This window comes from Streptomyces sp. NPDC048441 (assembly GCF_043200235.1).
Lineage (GTDB): Bacteria > Actinomycetota > Actinomycetes > Streptomycetales > Streptomycetaceae > Streptomyces.
In genome coordinates this window covers 180,034-195,004 of record NZ_JBICXM010000014.1, presented here as the reverse complement: position 1 = coordinate 195,004, position 14,971 = coordinate 180,034, and the positions used below count along the sequence as shown (strand labels likewise).

The window sequence follows — 14,971 nt, the reverse complement described above, 5'->3', positions numbered from 1 at the left end:
CGGGCGTGTGAGCAAGGAGCAGAAGGTTGATGCGCCGCGGGCTCCGGGGAGCCCAGGCGGGTGGGACGAGCGCTCGGAGGAGCTCCTGTCCGAGACGGCGCTGGTGCGGGAGCCTGCGGCTTGGCGTGGTGCGGGCGCGGGCGCGGGTGGTGGTGCGAGTGCTGGTCCCGGTGTTGATGCCAGGCCCGTGCGGCGCGGTGCCGTCGACCCGGTGAAGGCGTTGATGCACCGGCACCGGGAGCTGTGCGAGCGCGCCGTCGACCCGCTGGAGATCGCCGCGGGCCTCGAGGCGCACGGGGTGACCGACCGGACCGCCGCGCGGTTCAGGCACCGGGACGTGTTCGCCCTCGCCGAGGAGATGTACGCGCGTATGCCCCGCGACGAGGAGGAACGGGGCGTTCCGCTCGCTCTTCCGTCCAGCGGCGCGCCCGCTCTCCCCACCGGGTGGGCGCTGCTCGCGCTGCTGCCGGGTGCGGTGTGCGGGCTCGCTGCCGCGGGGCTCGAGCTGAGCGAGGGGCGTGCGCGGGTCGCGGTGGGGCTCGGGGGCGTGCTCGCCGTGGGCGTCGCGTTGCGGATGACTCTTCGGTACGGTCCGCTGCGTTCCGCCCACCATGTCGTGCGGGCCACGCGCGCGTGGGTGTGTTTTCTCGTCGCGTACGCCCTTCTTGGCGACGGCCTGATGCGGGCCGCCGTCGCGGGCGGGCCCGATGGCCCCTGGGCGCCGTCCACCGCTGCCGTACTGGGGCTCTCCCTCGCTGTCGCGCCGGGGATGTGGTGCGCCCGGCTGTTCACCGTGGGAGCTCGGCGGCGGCTCTCGCGCAGCCGGGGTCTCGCCGAATTCACCGCCTCCGCACGGCCGTTGCTCGTTGGCGTGGTCGCGCTCTACCTGTGTGCCCTCGGGGCGTTGCTCGCCGGGGCCGGGGCGCTCTACGGAGTGCCGACGCCTGCCGGGGCCGGGGCGCTGGGCGCGCTGCTTCTGCTGTCCCGGCTGCTCTCCTCGTACGGGTGCTGGCGGGCGCCCGTGCTGATGCTGGGGGCCGCGGGTGCGGTGGAGGGGGTCTCCCTCGCCACAGTGTTCGCGGGGCGCCTTCCGGGGTGCGGGTGGGTCGCATCCCCGGTGGAGGGGGCGGTCCAGGCCTTGGGCCCCGGAGTCGTACCCGTCGTCGCTTGTGGCGTCGCCGCGGGCGTACTGCTGCTCCATTCCTTGCGGGTGCTCAGCCGCGCATCCGCTCATGCGGGCGAGGCGCCCTGAGCCGCGCTCACGCCTGCCCACCACGGGGCGCCCGGAACACAGGCCGCGCCCCGTCCACCCCGAGACCATCCCCAAGACCATCTCTCCCGCGGGGCCGACACCGCGGGCCTCATCCCGTGAATCACGGCAACCCCCTGAAGGAGAACGCCAGATGAGCACCCTCAGCATCCGAGAATCCGACCCGGGAGCCGCCCGATGAGGGTGCTGCTGATCGGAGCCAATGGATACCTCGGCCGGTTCGTCGCCGACCGGCTGCTCGCCGACCCGGCGGTGCAGCTCACCGCGCTCGGCCGCGGCGACGACTCGGACGTACGGTTCGACCTCGCGAGCGGCAGCCCCGGCGCGCTCACGCGCTTCCTGGACGCCGTGCATCCCGGGGTCGTCATCAACTGCGCGGGGGCGACCCGAGGCGGTGCCCGCGACCTGACCCGGCACAACACCGTCGCCGTCGCCACGATCTGCGAGGCCCTGCGCCGCAGTGGATGCGGGGCGCGGCTCGTGCAGTTGGGGTGCGCTGCCGAGTACGGGCCGAGCCAGCCGGGGTCGTCCACCGCGGAGGACGCCGTGCCGAGGCCCGGCGGACCGTACGGAGTCAGCAAGCTCGCCGCCACCGAGCTGGTGCTCGGGTCCGGCCTCGATGCCGTGGTGCTCCGGGTGTTCTCGCCGGCGGGGCCCGGCACTCCCGCGGGGTCACCGCTCGGGCGGCTCGCCGAAGCCATGCGGCGCGCCATGCAGGCCGGTGACGGCGAGCTCAAACTCGGTGGCCTCGGTGCGCAGCGGGACTTCATCGACGTACGCGATGTGGCGCGCGCCGTACATGCCGCCTCGCTCTCCGCGGCCCAGGGGGTCGTGAACATCGGCGCGGGCCGCGCGGTGCCCCTGCGTGACGCGGCGGCCGTCCTTGCCCGCGTCGCGGGGTACGGCGGAGCCCTGCACGAGCTGGATCAGGGGCCCCTGCGGCAATCCATCGGGCACCCCCGCTCCGAATCTGACCACGGGAACCCAGCCGCGTACCCCTACCCGGACGGCTGCGGCAGCTGGCAGCAGGCCGATGTGCGCACCGCGCGCGACCGGCTCGGCTGGCGCCCCCGGATCAACCTCGAAGAGTCACTCGCCGACATCTGGATGGAGGCGGCATGCCGCATCTGACCAGCACAGCCACAGGCACCGCGCACACCGACATACGGCTCGGTTTCGGCATCCCGGGCTTCGCGCACCCGCTCGTCGCGCCCGCCGAATGGTCCGAACTCACCCGCCCCGGCTCCCCCTTGCACTGGGTCGTACTGAATGTGAGCAGGGGGCCGGGGGACCGGCCCGACCCGCACTGCCTGGAAGCGGCGGGGCGGCTGCGGAACGCGGGCGTACGTGTTCTCGGTCACCTCGACGTGATGTACGGCGCCCGCGGCTTCGGAGAGCTCGTCTCCGACGCCCACCGCTACCTCGACTGGTATCAGGTCGACGGCTTCTCGCTGGACCGCTGCCCTACGGAGCGCGCCGCGCTCCCGGAGGTGCGCCGGACGGTCACGACGTTGCGTGCGCTCTGCGACGACGCGCACATCGTCCTGGGGCACGGCACCCATCCGTATCCCGGATATGCCGAATCCGCCGACCAGTTGGTGACCTTCGCGGGGCCCTGGAGCGATTACCGCTGGTCGCAGGTGGCCGAGTGGACCGCCGACTATCCGCCCGAGCGCTTCTGCCACTTCGTGCACGGGATGCCACGCGGGCACCTCGACGAGGCACTGCGCATCGCCCGCTGGCAGGGCGCGTCGACGATCTACTTCACCGACCGCATGGACGGCGGGGGAGCGGACGACCCGTGGGAGTCCATGCCCGCGTACTGGGACGAAATCGTCTCGCGTATCGGAACGGGTGTCTCGGAATGAAGAAGGGCGTGGCAGTGTTACGGAAAGAACCACCGTTCCTGAATACCGACCAACGGAGTCCCCGTGTCGCTGCCACCCCTGGTCGAGCCAGCATCTGAGCTCACCGTCGACGAGGTTCGCAGGTACTCCCGCCACCTGATCATCCCCGACGTCGGGATGGACGGGCAGAAGCGGCTGAAGAACGCCAAGGTGCTGTGTGTCGGCGCCGGCGGCCTCGGGTCACCGGCGCTGATGTATCTCGCCGCGGCGGGCGTCGGCACGCTCGGCATCGTGGAGTTCGACGAGGTCGACGAGTCGAACCTGCAGCGCCAGATCATCCACAGCCAGGCCGACATCGGCCGCTCGAAGGCGGCCTCGGCGAAGGACTCCGTCCTCGGCATCAACCCGTACGTGAACGTGATCCTCCACGAAGAGCGGCTCGAGGCCGAGAACGTGATGGACATCTTCAGCCAGTACGACCTGATCGTCGACGGCACGGACAACTTCGCCACGCGGTACCTGGTCAACGACGCCTGCGTGCTGCTGAACAAGCCGTACGTATGGGGTTCGATCTACCGCTTCGACGGCCAGGCTTCCGTCTTCTGGAGCGAGCACGGCCCGTGCTACCGCTGCCTCTACCCGGAGCCCCCGCCCCCCGGCATGGTTCCGTCCTGCGCCGAGGGTGGCGTCCTCGGCGTGCTCTGCGCGTCCATCGGCTCCATCCAGGTCACCGAGGCGATCAAGGTCCTGGCCGGCGTGGGCGACCCGCTGGTCGGCCGCCTGATGATCTACGACGCCCTGGAGATGCAGTACCGCCAGGTCAAGGTCCGCAAGGACCCCGACTGCGCGGTCTGCGGCCCGAACGCCACCGTCACCGAGCTCATCGACTACGAAGCCTTCTGTGGCGTCGTGTCGGACGAGGCCCAGGAAGCGGCGCTCGGCTCGACGATCACTCCCAAGCAGCTCAAGGAGTGGATCGACGCGGACGAGAAGATCGAGATCATCGATGTCCGCGAGCAGAACGAGTGGGAGATCGTCTCGATCCCCGGCGCCAAGCTGATCCCGAAGAACGAGTTCCTCATGGGCACCGCCCTGGAGAGCCTCCCGCAGGACAAGAAGATCGTCTTGCATTGCAAGACGGGTGTCCGGTCCGCGGAAGTCCTCGCCGTGCTCAAGTCCGCGGGCTTCGCGGACGCGGTGCATGTGGGCGGCGGCGTGATCGGCTGGGTCCACCAGATCGAGCCCGACAAGCCGGTCTACTAGGCGTAGCGCCTGAACGGAGATGGGGCCCGCGCCTTTGAAGGTGCGGGCCCCATCTTGTGTCTCGTGTCTCGTGCGGGTCGTCCTGGGTCGGCCCTCAGGCATCGCCTTGACGGCTCGTCCTCGAACGCCGGACGGGCTGAGATGCCGGACGGGCTGAGATGCCGGGCGGGGCTGAGTCCGTCAGGACTCGCAGACCTTGCCGTCCTTCGGCGTCCTGCCATCCAGCAGGTAGTCGTTGACCGTGCCGTCCACGCAGTCGCTGCCGCTGCCGTACGCCCCGTGGCCCTCGCCCTTCCAGGTCAGCTCGACGCCGACGCCCTTGCCCAGCTCGTCCGCCATCTTGCGGGCGCCTTCGTAGGGCGTGGCCGGGTCTCCGGTGTTGCCGACGACCAGGACAGGGGCCGCGCCCGGAGCGCTGACATCGGGGGAGTCGTGCAGCCCGGCCACCGGCCAGTCGTGGCACCAGCCCGCCGTGTCCCAGCCCATGAACTCGCCGAAGACCGGAGATATCCCGCGGAAGTCGGCCAGCCGCTCCTTCGCCTCGGCGGGGGTCGTCCGCGCCTTGTCGTCGCGGCAGGAGATCGAGCGCTGCGAGTGGCTCTGCGTGCTGTAACGGCCGGAAGGAGACCGCTCGTTGTAGGAGTCCGCCAGCTGAAGCAGTGCCGAGCCGTCACCCTTCTCGGCCTGCTCCAGGCCTCGGGTCAGGGCGGGCCAGCTCTGCTTGCTGTAGAGCGTGACCGTGATGCCGGTCAGCGCCAGGGACTGGTTCAGCTTGCGGTCGCCGGTCGCGGGCAGCGGCTCGGCGTCGAGCCGCTTCAGGAGCCGCACTATCTTCTGCGAGCCCGCCTTCGGGTCCTGACCCGAGGATTTCAGGTAGTTGTCCAGGGCACGCTGGAAGCCGCGTGCCTGGTTCTTGGCGTGGCCCACCGAGTCCGCGCTCGGGTCGACCACGGCGTCGAGAGTGAGGCGGCCCACCTTCTTGGGGAACAAGTGGGCGTAGACGCCGCCCAGTTCGGTGCCGTACGAGATGCCCATGTAGTTCAGCTTCTTGTCGCCGAGCACCTGGCGCATCACGTCCATGTCCTGGGCGGCCTCGACCGTCGAGACATGTCCGAGGAGCTTGCCCGAGCTCTTCGCGCAGCCCGCGCCGAAGTCGGCCGCGTCCTTGAAGTACGCCGCTTCCTCGGCCGGGGTGTCCGGAGTGAGGTCGACGGACTCCGCGGCCTGCGTCTCCTTGTCGCTGCGGCACCGCACGCCCTCGCTGCCGCCGACCCCGCGCGGGTCGAAGCTCACCAGGTCGTACCGCTCGCGCAGCTTGCTGTACATGTCGGCGAACGAAGGCAGCATCGAGACGCCGGAGCCGCCGGGGCCGCCGAAGTTGAACAGGAGCGAGCCGATGCGGTCGCCCTTGCCGGTGGACCTGGCGCGGATCAGCGCGACGTCGATCGTCTGGCCGTCCGGCTTCTCGTAGTCCAAGGGGACCTTGAGGGTGGAGCACTGCCACTCGGAGCCCGGTGCGGGCTCGCCGTCGGTCGCCTTGCACGTGCCCCAGCCGAGCTTCTGGGTGGTGAGAGAGGCGGGCAGAGTGGAGGAGGGGTCGGGCTTCGGCGACTGCTCGGGGCCGGTCGGCGCGGGCTTCGCGTCGTCCTTGCCGCCGTCCCCGTCGGATGAACCGCCGCAGCCGGCGGCGAGCCCCGCCACCAGAACCCCTGCGGCGGCCAGGGCCGCTGACCGTACGAAACGCGGCATGGAGCGCTTCCCCCCTCGGAAAGACAGTCAGACCATAGTAGGCGGGGCCACCGACAATGACCTTGGCGGCCTTCGCGACCATGGCGACCATGGCGGCCAGGGCGGGCCCGGTGGTCCGCACGGCCCCGCTGCCCTCACGAGCAGACCGTGCCCTCCTTCGGCACGGTGCCGTCGAGCAGATAGCCGTTCACCGCGTCCCGGACACACGTGTTCTTGCTGTCGTACGCCCCGTGTCCCTGGCCCTTGTAGGTCAGCTCGACACCGACGCCCTTGCCCAGCGCGCCCGCCATCTTCTTCGCACCCTCGTACGGCGTGGCAGGGTCGCCCGTGTTGCCGACGACGACGATGGGCGGCGCGTCCGGCGCGCTGACGTCCGGGTGGTCCGCGGCGCCGTTCACCGCCCAGTCGGTGCAGCCGACCATGCCCCAGGCCAGATAGTCGCCGAACAGCGGCGAGGCCTTACGGAACGCGGGGAGCTTTCCCTCGACGTACTCCTTCGTGTAGCGCGGTTTGTCGTCCGCGCAGTTGATGGAGACGTTGGCGGCCTGGATGTTGCTGTACGTCCCGTCCTCGTTGCGCCCGTTCATGGAGTCGGAGAGCGCCATGAGGATCTTGCCGTCGCCGTCGTAAGCCTGATCGAGACCGTCGGTGAGGTACGGCCAGAAGTCCTTCGAGTACAGCGACTGCGCGATGCCGTTCGTGGCCGCGGTCTGGGTCAGTTCGCGCGGCGCGATGGCGGGCAGCGGCTTGGCGTCCAGGTCCTTGAGGAGCCCCGCGATCCTGTCCTTGACGTCCTGCTCGGTGTCGCCGACGGGGCAGTCCTCGGCCTTCGACGTGCAGTCCTTCGCGAAGTTGTCGAGCGCGAGCTGGAAGCCCTCGGCCTGACCGAGCGAGCCCTGCTCCACCGTCTCGGTGGGGTCCACGACACCGTCGAAGACGGCACGTCCCACCTTCTTGGGGAACAAGTGGGCGTAGACACCGCCCAGTTCGGTGCCGTACGAGATGCCGAAGTAGTGCAGCTTGTCGTCGCCGAGCACTTGGCGCATCAGGTCCATGTCGCGGGCGGCGTCGGTGGTGCGTACGTGAGGGAGGACCTCGCCGGAGTTCTTCTCGCAGGCGCTGTTGAAGGTCTTCACGTTGTCGACGAGCTTCTTCTGCTCAGCATCGTCGTCGGGTGTGGAGTCCTGTTGGAAGTACGCGTCGAGCTGTTCGTCGTCCCCGCACTTCACGCCCGCGCTGCGGCCGACACCGCGCGGGTCGAAGCTCACCAGGTCATAGCGGGTGCGCAGCTTGGCGTAGTCCTCTCCGAAGGCGGGCAGCGTGGTGACGCCCGATCCGCCGGGGCCGCCGAAGTTGAAGACGAGCGAGCCGATCCGCCGGTCCTTCTTGCCGCTCGCCGCGGCGCGGATCAGTGCGATGTCGAGGGTGTCGCCCTTGGGCTTGGCCCAGTCGAGAGGTGCCTTCATGGTGGCGCACTGCCACTCGGTGCCACCGGGCAGCGGGGAGGGAGCCTCGCCACCGCCCTCGGAGGCGTCAGGCGCGGGGCAGTCCTCCCATTGAAGGTTCTGGGCCGAAAGGTCCGCGTCCTCGGAGTCCTTGGAGCCGTCGCTGCCGCAGGCCGCGAGGGTCGCGGACAGCAGGACGACGGAAGCGGCGGCACGCGCCTTGAGGTTGGGCATGTTCCCCATCCTGCGGGGGGCGCAGACGGGGCGCACGGCTGGCTCGGCCTTCCGTGGACTTCTAGAGAAGGCCCTTCCTTGTCAGGTGGTTGAAGAACAGCCACCCGGGGAGCACCGGCAGCCACAGCGTGAGGAGTCGGTACAGGAGCACCGCGGGCGCCGCCACGTCCTTGGGCACACCCACCGCGATCAGACCGAAGGTGAGAGTCGCCTCGACCGCTCCGACGCCGCCGGGTGTAGGCGCCGCCGAGCCGAGCGCGTTACCGGCGAGGAAGACCACGGCGACGCTCGCCAGGCTCAGCGTCGTCATCTCCGTACTGCTGAACGCGCGTACCGAAGCGTCCAGACAGAGCACGAAGAGGAGCGTCAGGAGCAACATGCCGCCGATGCCGGTGAGCAGCTTCTGCGGGCGCTGCAGCACGTCGAGCATGCGCGGTACGACGCCCGCGAACAGCGACCGCACGCGGGTGACCACGAACTTCCGCAGGAACGGGATCGCGGTCACGACGAGCACGAGCACCGCGACCGAGAGGAGACCGGCGATGACCGTGCGGGACGGCGTCAGGGACGGCGTCTTCTCCGTGCCGGTCAGATAGCCGAAGATCATCAGCAGCATGATGTGCGAGCCGAGCCCGAACAGCTGCGACGCTCCGACGCTCGCCACCGCGAGGCCCGAGCGCACCCCGGAGCGCTGCAAGAAGCGCGTGTTGAGCGCGACGCCGCCCACCGCGGCGGGCGCCACGATCTTCACGAACGACCCGGCGACCTGCGCCTGCACCGCGCGCAGGAACGGCACACGCTCCGGCACGAAGCCGAGCAGGCTCATCGCCGCCGCGAAGTAGCTCAGTGCCGAGCACGCCACGGCCACGGCGACCCAGCCCCACTCGGCCTCGCCGACGATCGTGTTGAAGTCGACGTGGGTGAGCTGCGAGAGCAGGAAGTACGCGCCGATGGCACCGGCGATGAAACTGATCAGTGTGCGCGGCCTGATCCGCTCCAGCTGGGCGGGTTCGACGGGTGCCTGCGGGCGGATGAGCAGCACCTGGTGGCGGATCTGGGTGAGCAGATCCTCCTCGCGGGCCTGGTCGAGCGCGACGTCTATCGCCTGCTTCTCGGCCTGCCTCTCCGCGCGCACGGTCTTGCGGTCGGGACTCTTGGTGCCGTCGGCGGGCTCCGCCGACGAGACGTCGGCCGTCGCGGCGGCGCTCGCCGCCTCGGTGCGGGCCAGCTTGTCCTTGCGGGACGCTTCGAGCACCGCGTCGCGCTCGCGCTGTGACCGCTCCCTGGCCAGCTTGCGCAGGGTCGCGCGGGTGGAGCGGGTCAGGGCGATGGGCTGGAGCAGCGGCAGACAGTCGGCGACCGAGTCGGGGCCGAGGACGTCGACGGCGGTCGCGACCGCGCGCTCGGCGCCCACGCGCAGGCCGAAGGCGGTCAGGAGCTGGGCGATGTCCATGCGCAGGACCAGGTCGCCCGCGGCGATCTCACCGCCCCGCAGATCGGTCAGGATCACCGTGCCGGAACGATCCACCAGAACCGCGTCACCCGCGAGCCTGCGGTGCGCGATCCGCCGCGACTGCAGCGCCTGCACCTGCCGCCAGGTGTCGCACAGCAGCTCATCGGTGATGACGTCGGCCGGCAGGGAGTCCAGGGAACGGCCGCCTGTGTGCTCGTAGACGAGGATCACCGCGTCGGGTCCGAGCTCGGAGGTGGCGATCAGCTTGGGCGCGTTGGCCCCGGCCGCGATCGCCGCGTACGCGAGGAGCGCCTCCTGCTCAAGGGCCTGACGCAGCGACTGAAGGCTGCGGCGCTGGGTGATGCCGCGCAGGGTGAGTCTGCGCCAGACGCGGTAGAAGAAGCCCTGCGCCTGTTGCTCGCGGTCGATGACCGTGACGTCCAGGGGCGGGCCGTCCTCGAGCGTGACGAAGTAGCGGCGGCCCCGGTCGCCGTGCTCGCTGTCCGGGGACTCCTCGCGGGCCGCGCTCACCGGGTGGAAGCCGACGTGCCGCAGACCGGCGAGCAGCGTCTGTCCTGTGGGCCGTACGTTCGGCGAGCCGACCGCGTAGAGCGTTCCGTAGGCCACGCTCCAGCCGAGGAGGACCGTCAGGATGATCGAGAACGGCGTCGTGTAGCCGGTGACCAGCATGGTGAAGGCGTCGAGCAGCAGCACCACCCACAACACGACGCGCCAGCGTGGTCGGCGGGACATCCCCACGGCTGTCATGTACGCGATGACCGGTGCGAGATAGCCGTGTACGGGGTCGGTGAGAGCGTGCAGATCGCCGGGGGACGGCCGGGTCAGCGCCTCCTGGATGGAGTCCGGGGCGGCCTTGGCGACCCAGAGGTCGGTGGCGAGCGTCACGCCGTGCGCGAGGACGGCCGCGAGGACGCCGTCGGCGATGCGCAGACCGTCCCGCTTGACCAGGCGCTCGATCGCGAACGCGACGGGGACGAGCAGGACGCCGATGCTCGCGGTGAGACCGGCGAACTTGATCAGGAGGTCGGGCGCCTGATCCGTGCCCTTGTCGATGTCCTGGGCGAGCCCCGACGTCGTGCCATGGGCGAACGCGGCGATGGCGAGGACGATGGCGATCCCGAGGACGCCGACGAGCAGCCGCATCAGGTCCGAAGGACGGTGCACGCGCGCGGCGAGCAGCGGTTCGTCGCCGGCGACGCGGTCGGTGTGGACGTCCTCGTCGTCGGTGCAGCCGTCGGTGTAGCGGTCACCCGTGCCGTCCGGAACGAAGGCGGCGTGCCCGCCTTCCGCCCCCTCCTCCGGCTGCTCTTCTTGGTCCTTTGGGTCCTTCTCGTGCTTCTCGTGCTTCTTCAGGGAGTGCCCACCGGTGTCCGGGTGCGACTCGGCCGCAGGGGTGCCCGCCGTCTCATCGGGGTACACATCCTGCTGCTCCGTCGTCTCTTCTTGATCTCGTATCACCAGTCATCGCCCGCACGATGGTGGCATGTCCCACCGACAGAGGGGGGCATCAGGGTGCAATGCGGGGGCGTGAAGTGTTCACCGAGCGCCAGTTTGTCTCGTACCGCACACTCTGTCGCGGCCCGGTCACGGTGTCGGTCGGGTACGGCAGGATGGACCGGATGAGCGAGGAGAGCGGATCGGAGCAGGGACTTTCGGGGTACCCGGAGTACGCCGAGCGGGTCTTCGAGGTCGCGGAGCTGATCCCTCCGGGGCGCGTGATGACATACGGAGACGTCGCGGAATGGCTGGAGGAGGGCGGCCCCCGGCAGGTCGGCCGGGTGATGGCCCTCTACGGAGACGCGGTTCCCTGGTGGCGTGTGGTGCGCGCGGACGGTGTGCTGCTGCCGGGCCACGAGCTGCGGGCGCTCGACCACTACCGCGCGGAGGGCACGCCGCTGCGCGAGGCGAGCCGCGCGTCCGCCGGGCACCTGCCGCGCCTCGACATGCGGCGGGCGCGCTGGGACGGCGGGGTGCCGGGTGGGGGCGATGTCGCGACTCGTGACGCGGCGGGCAGCGGCGGTGCCGCTCGCCCACAGGCTCCGGGGGCTCACACCTGACAGCTTCCGCCATTCGGTGGCCCTGCGGGGGGCCGGTGGCCCGTACGGGGGAAGCGGCGCGTCCCGCACGCCCGCTGGCGTAGCGTCGACAGCACGCATTTCTCGCCCCTCTCTTACCCCGCAGCCATCGCGTCTTACCCCGCAGCCATCGCGCGGCAGTTCTCCGACGAGCAGCCTTTTTTCGACCAGTACACCCACCAGGACCGGCGACCCACGTGAGCTCCCCTTCTTCCGCCCGGCGCACCAGGCACCTGTCGCACCTTCCGGTACGACAGGGGACCCAGGGCGCGTATCGCCTTGTGCGTACCCCGCCGGTCCGCGTGGATCCCCCTCGTCTTGACGCAGGGCAGCGGGCGGTGGTTGACCACTCCGGAGGGCCGCTGCTCGTCCTGGCGGGGCCGGGCACGGGCAAGACGACGACGCTCGTGGAGTCCGTCGCCGCGCGCGTCGCGAAGGGCACGGACCCGGAGCGTGTCCTCGTCCTCACCTTCAGCCGCAAGGCCGCGGTGGAGCTGCGCGACCGCATGGCGCTGCGCATAGGGGCGGCCAACGCCCCGCAGGCCACCACCTTCCACTCCTTCTGCTACGCCCTCATCCGCGCCCACCAGGACGCGGACCTGTTCGTCGAGCCGCTCCGGCTCCTCTCGGGTCCCGAGCAGGACGTGGCCGTACGAGAGCTCCTCGCGGGCCAGATCGACCTGGCGGGCGAGGGGCGTTCACGCGTCCGCTGGCCCGACGAACTGCGTGCTTGTCTGACGACGCGGGGCTTCGCCGACGAAGTGCGCGCGGTGCTCGCCCGGAGCCGTGAACTGGGCCTCGGCCCCGACGCCCTGGACGCCTTCGCCCGCCGTGCGGGGCGTCCGGACTGGGGTGCGGCTGCGGCGTTCCTCGCCGAGTACCTGGACGTACTCGACATGCAAGGAGTGCTCGACTACGCGGAACTCGTACACCGCGCGGTGCTGCTCGCGCAGCGCCCCGAGGTCGCGCGGGCGCTCGGCGCGCAGTACGACGCCGTGTTCGTGGACGAGTACCAGGACACGGACCCGGCGCAGGTACGACTGCTGCACGCCCTGGCAGGGGGCGGCCGCTCCCTTGTCGCGTTCGGCGACCCCGACCAGTCGATCTACACCTTCCGGGGCGCCGACGTGAACGGCATCCTGGAGTTCCCTTCCGACTTCCCGCGCGCGGACGGCACCCCGGCGCCGGTCGAGGTCCTGACGACGTCCCGCAGGTCGGGCGAGGGCCTCCTCGCGGCCACACGCCTGCTCACCCGGCGTATGCCGCTGACGCGGCTGCCCGCCGGGAAGGTGCGGGCCCACCGCGAGCTGACCGCGGTCCGGGACGGCGGTCACGTCGAGGCGTACACCTACCCGACGTCGGGCGCCGAGCTCGACAACATCGCGGACATCCTGCGCCGCGCGCACTTGGAGGACGGCGTCCCCTGGAGCGACATGGCGGTCCTGGTCCGCGCGGGCGCCCACACGATCCCGGCGGTCCGCCGCAGCCTCACCGCGGCGGGCGTCCCCCTGGCCATAGACGGCGACGACACGGCCCTCCGCCACGAGCCCGCGGTCACACCGCTGCTTGCCGCGCTGCGGGTGGTGGCGGGGGCGGTGGTGCGGCAGGGGGCCGCCCCCCCCCCCCCCACCGCCCCCGAGTCCGAAGCCACCGTCCCCACCTGGCTGGACACCGAGACCGCCCTGGCGCTTCTCACGTCACCCCTGGCCGGTATGGACGCCGCCGACCTCCGTCGCCTGGGGCGGGCCCTCCGGGCGGAGGAGCGTGCTGCGGGGAACCACCTTCCGGCGCCTTCCGACCAGCTGCTCGCCCGCGCGCTCGCCGAGCCGGAGCGGCTCGTCGCGCACGATCCCGCCTACGCGCGTGGCGCCCAGCGGCTGGGTGCGCTGCTTCGTAAGGCCCGTGAGCTTCTCGCGGGCGGCGGCACTGCCGAAGAGGCGCTCTGGGAGCTGTGGAACGGCACCCCGTGGCCGCGCCGACTGGAGCGCACCGCACGCCGCGGCGGCGCTGCCGGGCGCAACGCCGACCGCGATCTCGACGCGATCTGCGCCCTGTTCGCGTACGCCTCTCGCGCGGAGGAACGCACCGGAGGGCGCGGCGCCCTCAACTTCCTGGAGGAGACCGAGGCGCAGGACATCGCCGCCGACACCCTCACGCGCAGGGCCGTACGCGCCGACGCCGTACGCCTGATGACGGCGCACCGCTCCAAGGGCCTGGAGTGGCGGCTCGTGGTGGTCGCGGGCGTCCAGGAGGGCCTCTGGCCCGACCTGCGCCGCCGCGGCTCCCTCCTGGAGGCCGACCGCATCGGCAGTGACGGCCTCGCTGAGCCCCTCACCCCCGGAGCGCTCCTCTCCGAAGAGCGCCGGTTGTTCTACGTGGCCGCCACGCGCGCGCGTGAGCGCCTGGTCGTCACCGCCGTCAAGGCGCCCGCGGATGACGGCGACCAGCCCTCCCGCTTCCTCACCGAACTCGGCGTCGAGCCCAAGGACATAACGGGTCGCCGCCCGCGCCGCCCGCTGTCCGTCTCCGCGCTCGTCGCCGAGCTCCGCTCCACGACGGTCGACCCGCGGGTCTCGGAGCCCCTGCGCGAGGCCGCCGCCCACCGTCTGGCCCGGCTCGCCGCGCTCAGCGACGCCGACGGGCGCCCGCTGGTGCCTTCCGCGCACCCGTACCGCTGGTGGGGGATGTACGAGCCGACGGCGAGCGAGGTCCCGCTGAGGGACCGCGACAAGCCCGTCGTCCTCTCCGGAAGCGCCCTGGACCAGCTCGCCAACACCTGTTCCCTGCAATGGTTCCTGGGCCGCGAGGTGAAGGCCGACGCCCCCGCGACCGCCGCCCAGGGCTTCGGGAATGTGGTGCACGTCCTGGCCGACGAGGTCGCGTCCGGCAGGACACCCGCCGACCTCGCCGTCCTGATGGAGCGCCTCGACTCGGTCTGGGACGCGCTGGCCTTCGACGCTCCCTGGAAGTCGGCGCAGGAGAAGGAGCACGCGCGCGTGGCGCTCGAGCGCTTCCTCCAGTGGCATGTGATGGACCGTGCGACCCGCACCCCCGTCACCAGCGAGCACGACTTCGACGTGACCCTCGAAGCCGGTCCCTACGAAGTACGCGTGCGCGGCTCCATGGACCGCGTCGAGCAGGACACGGAAGGCCGCGCCTACGTAGTCGACTTCAAGACCGGCAAACAGACCCCCACCGCCGCCGAAGTGACCCGCCACCCGCAGCTCGCCGTCTACCAGCTCGCTCTTCGCGAGGGCGCGGTCGATGACGTCTTCGAAGGCGTACGCCCCGAAGCGGGCGGCGCCGAACTGGTGCAGCTGCGCCAGGGCGCCGCCAAGAAGGACGGCGGCGAGACCCTCCCCAAGGTGCAGGCCCAGGAGCCGCTCTCCGGAGAGTGGGTGGGCGACCTGCTCGCCACCGCGGCGGGCAAGGTCCTCGATGAACGCTTCTCACCCACCACGGGCCAGCACTGCACGCACTGTGCCTTCCGCGCCTCGTGCAGCGCGCGGCCGGAGGGCCGGCAGATCGTGGACTGACACCCACGGGGGAGCCAGTGGCCAACGTCACCTCTGGGCGCTCGCGTTCATAGCAGCCACACAGACCATCTAAAGTCG

General features: G+C 71.1%; 9 protein-coding genes. 6 read left to right on the top strand and 3 right to left on the bottom strand.

The window, feature by feature from the left end:
- Nucleotides 1-7: 7 nt before the first annotated feature.
- The 4 genes from ACGFSB_RS30235 to moeZ all read left to right on the top strand — a co-directional run bounded on the left by ACGFSB_RS30235 (nucleotide 8) and on the right by moeZ (nucleotide 4,380).
- Entirely contained in the window at nucleotides 8-1,252 is a 1,245-nt protein-coding gene (locus ACGFSB_RS30235) for a hypothetical protein (protein ID WP_393405770.1), read from the top strand.
- Between the two features lie 195 nt (nucleotides 1,253-1,447).
- Nucleotides 1,448-2,401: an NAD-dependent epimerase/dehydratase family protein gene (locus ACGFSB_RS30230; RefSeq protein ID WP_393405768.1), complete on the top strand. Its 954-nt coding sequence runs from the start codon at nucleotides 1,448-1,450 to the stop codon at nucleotides 2,399-2,401.
- A complete protein-coding gene (locus tag ACGFSB_RS30225; RefSeq protein ID WP_393405766.1) occupies nucleotides 2,389-3,138 on the top strand; it encodes a spherulation-specific family 4 protein in 750 nt (249 codons plus the stop codon). Before ACGFSB_RS30230 ends, ACGFSB_RS30225 begins: the two co-directional genes overlap by 13 nt.
- A gap of 63 nt (nucleotides 3,139-3,201) precedes the next feature.
- Nucleotides 3,202-4,380 (top strand): adenylyltransferase/sulfurtransferase MoeZ, encoded by a 1,179-nt coding sequence (moeZ, locus tag ACGFSB_RS30220; protein WP_393405763.1) that lies wholly within the window; start codon nucleotides 3,202-3,204, stop codon nucleotides 4,378-4,380.
- Between the two features lie 180 nt (nucleotides 4,381-4,560).
- On the opposite strand, the gene ACGFSB_RS30215 is transcribed toward moeZ, so the two are convergent.
- The 3 genes from ACGFSB_RS30215 to ACGFSB_RS30205 form a co-directional block, all read right to left on the bottom strand.
- Entirely contained in the window at nucleotides 4,561-6,129 is a 1,569-nt protein-coding gene (locus tag ACGFSB_RS30215; RefSeq protein WP_393405761.1) for an alpha/beta hydrolase, read from the bottom strand.
- A gap of 134 nt (nucleotides 6,130-6,263) precedes the next feature.
- The gene (locus ACGFSB_RS30210) at nucleotides 6,264-7,808 is read right to left on the bottom strand and encodes an alpha/beta hydrolase (protein WP_393405759.1); all 1,545 of its coding nucleotides are present in this window, start codon (nucleotides 7,806-7,808) and stop codon (nucleotides 6,264-6,266) included.
- Between the two features lie 61 nt (nucleotides 7,809-7,869).
- Complete coding sequence (locus ACGFSB_RS30205; protein WP_393405757.1) at nucleotides 7,870-10,701, bottom strand: flippase-like domain-containing protein; 2,832 nt, start codon at nucleotides 10,699-10,701, stop codon at nucleotides 7,870-7,872.
- A gap of 200 nt (nucleotides 10,702-10,901) precedes the next feature.
- Between ACGFSB_RS30205 and ACGFSB_RS30200 the strand changes: the two genes are divergently transcribed.
- The gene (locus ACGFSB_RS30200) at nucleotides 10,902-11,339 is read left to right on the top strand and encodes an MGMT family protein (RefSeq protein WP_393405755.1); all 438 of its coding nucleotides are present in this window, start codon (nucleotides 10,902-10,904) and stop codon (nucleotides 11,337-11,339) included.
- Nucleotides 11,340-11,590: 251 nt separating this feature from the next.
- Nucleotides 11,591-14,893 carry an ATP-dependent helicase gene (locus tag ACGFSB_RS30195; protein WP_393405910.1) on the top strand — a complete coding sequence of 1,101 codons (3,303 nt, stop codon included), beginning with the start codon at nucleotides 11,591-11,593 and terminating at the stop codon, nucleotides 14,891-14,893.
- The last annotated feature ends 78 nt before the right edge of the window (nucleotides 14,894-14,971 follow it).

Excerpts from the sequence above, each read along its gene's own strand:
- ACGFSB_RS30230 (WP_393405768.1), top strand. The coding sequence starts at position 1,448 with ATGAGGGTGCTGCTGATCGGAGCCAATGGATACCTCGGCCGGTTCGTC.
- ACGFSB_RS30225 (WP_393405766.1), top strand. The coding sequence starts at position 2,389 with ATGCCGCATCTGACCAGCACAGCCACAGGCACCGCGCACACCGACATA.
- ACGFSB_RS30215 (WP_393405761.1), bottom strand. The coding sequence starts at position 6,129 with ATGCCGCGTTTCGTACGGTCAGCGGCCCTGGCCGCCGCAGGGGTTCTG.
- ACGFSB_RS30210 (WP_393405759.1), bottom strand. The coding sequence starts at position 7,808 with ATGCCCAACCTCAAGGCGCGTGCCGCCGCTTCCGTCGTCCTGCTGTCC.
- ACGFSB_RS30200 (WP_393405755.1), top strand. The coding sequence starts at position 10,902 with ATGAGCGAGGAGAGCGGATCGGAGCAGGGACTTTCGGGGTACCCGGAG.